Raw genomic sequence first — 3592 nt, forward strand, 5'->3', positions numbered from 1 at the left:
TCGCATCTTGATCGGCGAACGCAATTGGGAAGGCTGTGAGGGGCTGGACGTTTCGGATGAAATGAAGACGACGATCGCGGGGCACGCCGCGTTCATTCTGTTGCGTTCGGGAGACTATTATTTCGATGGCGTGACCACCATCTTAGTTTACCCCGATGTGATGGTGCGAAGCCGCGGCGGCGTGCTCGAGCACACCGTCGGCGAAGCCTGGGACAACGGCGGCGTGATCTTGTCGTGGCCCGAAGTCCTGTTGGCAGCCGACCATAACGACGGACGCAATGTGGTGATTCACGAGTTCGCTCATCACTTGGACGGTCTGGATGGCGAAATGGGCGGCTCGATTTCGTTTGACAAAACGGCGGACCAAGCGGCGTGGGACGAAATCGCCGGCCAAGAATTCCAGCAACTTGTGCACGACGTCAAGGCGGGCCGCCGGACGCTGTTGGATCCGTACGGCGCGACCAACGAAGCCGAATTTTTTGCCGTTGCCAGCGAATGCTTTTTTGAGCGGCCGCGGCCGATGCAGGATCGGCATCCGGAATTGTTCGGCCTGCTAAAAACGTATTACCGGATCGACCCTCGAGATTGGCATTGAGCCGATTAGCGGAGGTTGCTGTCGCAAACCTTTACTTCGGCCCAGCTCTCTTTGTTTTCGGCAATGAATTGCAAATGCCGCTCGGCGACCTGGTAGGCGTCGTGAGCCGCTCGATCCGCGAAAACGGTGTGCAGCGAGACGTCAAAATCGTGATTGACCGGACGGGCGAGCTCTTTCTCACGCGTCCCCACGGCGAAATCAACCAGTCCGTCGTGGTCGTTGAGATACTTTTCACAAGCTTCGACGAGCGTCTGAACCGCTTCGTCGCTGCGGTCTTTTAAGGTGAAAAAAACGTGATGAGCCAATCGAGTCATGGGGAAATGCTTTACGGAACGGTGGAAAAAACGGCCAGATTCCCCATCCAGAATTCCGTAGAACCCTGGATGGAGCCAAGACAACGCAGGTGTGTCCTGATCAAGTAGCCGCTAAACTTAACCGCTTCGGTCTTGGTTTGAAGAGGGCTTCTTCGGATCGCGGCGGGACAACCCGGCTCGGTCCATCAAAGAACTCTTCATCAGGTCTTCCATGTAATCGTCGTCGGCCGGTGGAGGTCCGAAGGCCCCTAACAGTTGCGGTTCATATTCAATCAGATACTCGTGCCGTGCGATGGACACTTTGCTGTTCGGGTCGATACGCTTACGCTGAACGGGACGACCATCGACCTTCAATCCATTTCGGCTATTCAGGTCACGAATGAACCAGTAGCCGTGTTCGAGAGTTAACCGGCAGTGTTGGCTCGAAACGTTGGCGAACTTCAATTGAATATCGCACTCGTTACGACGCCCCACCAGCAACCGTTCTTTCACAAGCGGAATAGGGTCACCGCCCCCGCAAGGGGTAAGCTGTCCATAGGGGCCGGCAAATTGAGGTTTCGAAATTTCGTCGTCAAATTCCACGATCAAAGTCTTCCTGTCCGAGTAAACAAAAACGGGGAATTAGCGGCCAGCTTCGCGATCCCATGATCGCTTCGGTCCCATATTCCCCATCGTATGACGTGAGTGGTTCTCAGGCGATGGATCTCGAAAGTCGCGATCACCGCCCCCCGCCAAACGGGCAATGAATTCCCGTTCACGTCAGTAATCATATTTTGACCAAGTTTTCACAAATGGCAACGGTTTGTAAATTGATCGACTCCGAATTCAACGAACGATTGAAATGGCAATCGGAAAAATTGCCATTTAACGCATTTGGCGCTTCGCTGCGGCGTCGATTTGGGGGCCGAATTCAACGCGTCAGCATCGATGCGGGGTTTACCTGCCCTAATGTCGACGGTGCGGTTGCACGCGGGGGGTGCAATTTTTGTGACAATCGATCCTTCAGCCCTTCGCGCCGTGTACGGCTGAAACAGGTCAGTGAACAATTGGCGACGGGGATCGAAACGGTCACCAAACGCTATGACAAAGTGGCGGGGTTTATCGCTTATTTCCAGCCTGCGACGAACACCTACGCTCCGGTCGAGCAACTCGAAGAGGTCTTTCGATTGGCGCTTTCGATCGACCCGCGAGTGGTCGGATTGGCCGTCGGAACCCGTCCTGATTGTGTGCCCGAAAGCGTTTTGAAGCTGTTGGAAACTTTGGCCCGCGAAACCTACGTCTCGCTCGAATTTGGGATGCAAACGATCCACGATGCCGGGCTGCAATGGATGAACCGGGCACACGATCACGCCAGTATGATCAATGCAATGGATCGCAGTCGCGGCCGCGGATTTGAATGCTGTAGCCACGTGATTTTGGGGATTCCAGGTGAAACCCATGCGATGATGATGGAAACGGCCACCGAAATCGGTCGACTTGGCTTTGACGCGGTCAAAATTCACAATTTGTACGCCGTTTTGGGCACCCCGCTGGGCGACCAGGTGCAAAGCGGGGAAATTGTCTTGATGCAGCGAGACGAATACATCCACACCGTGGTCGATTTTCTTGAGCGGATTCCGGCCGAGGTGATTGTCGAACGGGTCAGCGGCGATGCTCCCTCGAGCTATCTGATCGAGCCGAAATGGTGTTTGGAAAAGTCCTCGCTACGTTTGGCAATCGAACAGGAGTTCAAACGGCGAGGGACACGCCAAGGGGCCCATTTTGTTGCTCCGGAAATCCCGCCTGCGCAGCGTCCCCGTCCCGCCGACGAGACCCCTGCATCCATCCGAGATCAAATTGATTTAGGACGCCGGTTGCCCGTGCTAAAGATGGAGAAAAGCGGGGCGCGGTCGCACGAATAGCTCCCCCTGACACCTGTGAAAACGGGGGAACCTGTCGAGGTCCCTGCGGAAATTCAGTAGAATCAGATTGCGACCGAAGGAGTTTCGGTTGGGCGAATCGTGTGGCTTGTTACAGCCCCCTCGCCCAATCAAACAGCGGCCGATACCATTTCGGCCTTCGGAAGCTGAGCGGCGGAGCCTCGGCCCATAAACTAGGAGCGGAGTGGCGACAAATGTCACGTATTGCGATCGTATTTGGCTTGATGCTCTGCGCTGTCACGATGTTGGCGTTGATGGTGACGATGCAGAAGATGCCGTCCCAATTTTGTCCGATGATGTTCGGAATTCCGATGTTATTTTGCGGCGTCGTCGGGTTGAATCCTCACCGTCGCAAGCACGCGATGCAGGTGGCGGCGACGGTCGCGTTACTGGGGACCCTGATCGGGGGAAGTAACACCATTTTCTCGCTATTCCGCGTCCTCCGTGGAATCCAAGTGAACTCATTGGCGATGCAAGTGGTCATGGCAATGACGGTGCTTTGCACGATTTTCTTGGTCGTCAGCCTGGTTTCGTTTACCCAGGCACGCCGCCGCCGTTTGACCCCGGGATAGCTGCGATTGACAGCGTCGGCAAAAAAACTATCCTCTGTGCTTCAAAACCTCACAGAAACAGACAATTCCGTGGCACTTCACAGCATTATCCAAACCATGATTATCCGCGTCGTCGGCATTGATAGCCGGCCATAACGCGGGGAACGAATCGGACTGGCCGCAGTCAATTGCGGAGCAGGGCTCGAATCGAGA

At 55.2% G+C, this 3592-nt stretch carries 5 protein-coding genes; 3 read left to right on the forward strand and 2 right to left on the reverse strand.

Annotation, left to right across the window (positions count from 1 at the left end):
* On the forward strand, positions 1-595 hold a 595-nt coding region (locus ABX962_RS32635; RefSeq protein WP_372725874.1), incomplete at its 5' end, for a zinc-dependent peptidase.
* A 5-nt stretch (positions 596-600) separates the two neighbouring features.
* Here ABX962_RS32635 and ABX962_RS32640 read toward each other — a convergent pair.
* Together ABX962_RS32640 and ABX962_RS32645 are read right to left on the reverse strand one after the other, a co-directional pair.
* Positions 601-909, reverse strand: a complete 309-nt coding sequence (locus ABX962_RS32640) for a Dabb family protein (RefSeq protein WP_372725875.1) — start codon at positions 907-909, stop codon at positions 601-603.
* Between the two features lie 117 nt (positions 910-1026).
* Positions 1027-1491 (reverse strand): FHA domain-containing protein, encoded by a 465-nt coding sequence (locus ABX962_RS32645; RefSeq protein ID WP_339942228.1) that lies wholly within the window; start codon positions 1489-1491, stop codon positions 1027-1029.
* A 209-nt stretch (positions 1492-1700) separates the two neighbouring features.
* Between ABX962_RS32645 and ABX962_RS32650 the strand changes: the two genes are divergently transcribed.
* Together ABX962_RS32650 and ABX962_RS32655 are read left to right on the forward strand one after the other, a co-directional pair.
* Positions 1701-2810 carry a TIGR01212 family radical SAM protein gene (locus ABX962_RS32650; RefSeq protein WP_372725876.1) on the forward strand — a complete coding sequence of 370 codons (1110 nt, stop codon included), beginning with the start codon at positions 1701-1703 and terminating at the stop codon, positions 2808-2810.
* Between the two features lie 212 nt (positions 2811-3022).
* Entirely contained in the window at positions 3023-3400 is a 378-nt protein-coding gene (locus ABX962_RS32655; RefSeq protein ID WP_372725877.1) for a hypothetical protein, read from the forward strand.
* Positions 3401-3592: the final 192 nt, after the last annotated feature.

Origin of the sequence: Novipirellula sp. (assembly GCF_041583735.1) — a bacterium.
GTDB lineage: Bacteria > Planctomycetota > Planctomycetia > Pirellulales > Pirellulaceae > Novipirellula.

Coding starts and splice junctions, on each gene's coding strand:
- ABX962_RS32640 (WP_372725875.1), bottom strand. CDS start 909: ATGACTCGATTGGCTCATCACGTTTTTTTCACCTTAAAAGACCGCAGC.
- ABX962_RS32650 (WP_372725876.1), top strand. CDS start 1,701: ATGGCAACGGTTTGTAAATTGATCGACTCCGAATTCAACGAACGATTG.
- ABX962_RS32655 (WP_372725877.1), top strand. CDS start 3,023: ATGTCACGTATTGCGATCGTATTTGGCTTGATGCTCTGCGCTGTCACG.